The following is a 2,532-nucleotide window of genomic DNA, read 5'->3' as shown; positions in this document are numbered from 1 at the left end:
CGCAACTGGCGCTACACCAAACGGGTCGCCGCCGGTTCGGCCACCATCGCACCGGATTTTGCCTGGGACGATGGTCGTTTTGCATATATCGGTTTTTCCCCCATCAGAACCCTGCCTTCCGTTTTCCGGGTGGTTAACGGACGGGAGCAGGCGCTCACGCCCCGGACGGTTAAGCAGGGTAATTACACCGTGATGGTGGTTCCGGCAGCGCCACAACTGGTGTTGCGTTACGGCACTTCGGTGGTGGGGATCGAAAACGACGGATTCGGGCGCATCCCGATAACCCGCAGCGACACTGTTTCACCGTCCGTTACGCTGGAGGCGAAATGACCGATAAATCTGTCCCGGACGAACCGGAAAAAACCACCGCAGAGCGGGAAGCGGAAGCCCGCAAACGCACCCGTGCGGCAATGGCGTATCAGGAGCCGGAGCAGAGAACATCCCCCGGCCAGCCGGAAGTGACCCGTTTTCGTAAGGTATCCGGCCGCCGCACGCTGATCGTCAGCCTGCTGAGTCTGGCGCTGGTGATCGCCCTGGCATCCGGCGGCGATCGGATTTTCAGTGCATTGAAAGGGGGTAATGAGAAGGAAGCCGACACCGCGCCGCCGCCCTCCGCCGGGAAGATGCTGCATGAGCGTCAAAATCTGGGCCTGGACAGTAACCCGTTTGGCCTGTTCGGGCCGCACACACAGGACGGAACAGACCCTGTCAGCCAGACCGTTACTCCCGCACCAACGCAGCCACCGGCCCCACCCGCCCTGAACAAGGCAGCCGCGCTGGCTGACGGGGTGAACAACGCCCGAACAATGCCGGGCGATAATGCACGCACGTCCCCGGGTGAAACGCGCAGCCACGCAGAAACGTCCGACAGTGGGTCATCATCCACGACGTACACATCCTGCCCGTCAGTACTGACCAGGGGAAAGGATGGCCGCCTTCGCTGCCCGGATACTGCCGCGCCGGAAACGGGCAACAACGACAATCCGGGCGTCGCCCGTGTCACCGGCGTCAGACGACTGGGTCTCGATCCTGATCTCTATATCCCGGTGGACCGCTATATCCCGTGTTCGATGATGTGGCGCTTCGTGTCCGATGTTGGGGGGCATATTTCCTGCCTGATTAGTGAAGATGTCTACAGCGCCAGCAACCATGTGACGCTGATCCCGGCGGGAACGGTCGCCCGTGGCATCTACCGCACCGGGGCGCTGCAACACGGACGCAGCCGGATGTTTGTGCTGTGGACGGAGCTGCGCACGCCTGAGCCCGGCAGCCTGCAAATCCCGCTCAGCAATACGCAGGCCAGCGGCCCGCTCGGCGAGGCGGGGATCTCAGGCTGGATCGACAATCACTTCTGGGAGCGCTTCGGCAATGCCCTGATGCTCAGTACGGTGCAGGACGTGGCAGCGGCGGCGTCGGATTCTGCACCTGGTAAAGACCGCAATACCGACTACACCGAAAACACCCGTGCCGCCATGGCGGAAATGGCGAAAACGACGCTGGACAACAGCATCAATATCCCGCCCACCCTGTACCTGAATCAGGGTGATGTCATCGGCATCATGACCGGCACCGACATTGATTTCTCATCCGTCTGGCAGCTGCGACTGAAAAAGAGGTGGTATGAACGCTGAAAACCTGTCGCTGGATTTTATGAAAAACCAGCTGTTTGGTGATTTTATTGCGCAGGACGGCCTGACAGAAATTGCCGTTAACCGGCCGGGTGAACTGCATACCAAAATCCGGGGGAAATGGCGAAGACACGAAGCCCCGGTTACGCTGCGTCAGTGTTACGCCTTTGCCAGAGCGCTGGCGTCCTGGCAGGACGATAATATCGACGACACCTCGCCGATCCTTTCCGCCACGCTTGAATCAGGCGAGCGCATTCAGGCCATTATTCCCCCGGCCTGTGAGCGTAATACCGTGTCTATTACGCTGCGCAAACCCTTATTCGGGCAGAAAACGCATCAGTCATGGATTGATGCGGGATTTTATAACCGGGTGACTGGTAAGGAGCGAACGGAAGGCAAAGATGTTGAACTGAACCGCTATTATCAGAGTGAGGATATGCCCCGCTTTATGGAAAAAGCGGTGGAATACGGCAAGACGATTTTTATCGTCGGTGAAACCGGATCCGGTAAAACTACCTATATGAAAACGCTGCTGCACTCTATTCCCCGGCACCTCAGGCTGACCACCATCGAGGATAATCCCGAAATCCGCTTCTATCACCACACCAACTATGTCCATCTCTTTTATCCGGCTGATGCCGGGGATAATGCCATTGTCACGCCCGGCAGACTGATACGCGCTAATTATCGTATGAACCCTGATCGGATATTACTGGCTGAAATTCGCGGACAAGAAGCCTGGGATGCGCTGAAAATCGTCGGTTCCGGGCATGAGGGATTGATGACCTCCCTGCATGCGGGCAGCCCGGAAGAATGTATTGAAGGGTTAATTGACCGCTGCTATGAAAACCCCGACTGCCGGAACATGCCTTTCGACGTGCTGTTACGCAAGGTGCTTAAGAGC

General features: G+C 58.1%; 3 protein-coding genes. All 3 read left to right on the top strand.

Annotated elements, in window-relative coordinates; all coding sequences use genetic code 11:
* On the top strand, positions 1 to 330 hold a 330-nt coding region (locus tag H0248_RS19250; RefSeq protein ID WP_180787133.1), incomplete at its 5' end, for a TrbG/VirB9 family P-type conjugative transfer protein.
* A complete protein-coding gene (locus H0248_RS19245) occupies positions 327 to 1,631 on the top strand; it encodes a TrbI/VirB10 family protein (RefSeq protein ID WP_180787132.1) in 1,305 nt (434 codons plus the stop codon). The genes H0248_RS19250 and H0248_RS19245, both read left to right, overlap by 4 nt.
* Positions 1,621 to 2,532 (top strand): P-type DNA transfer ATPase VirB11 (virB11, locus tag H0248_RS19240; RefSeq protein ID WP_180787131.1); only part of this gene is annotated, 912 nt, incomplete at its 3' end. The genes H0248_RS19245 and virB11, both read left to right, overlap by 11 nt.

Origin of the sequence: Pectobacterium brasiliense (assembly GCF_013449685.1) — a bacterium.
In the GTDB taxonomy this organism is placed as follows: domain Bacteria; phylum Pseudomonadota; class Gammaproteobacteria; order Enterobacterales; family Enterobacteriaceae; genus Pectobacterium; species Pectobacterium brasiliense_A.
This window is presented reverse-complemented; position numbering and strand designations above follow the sequence as displayed.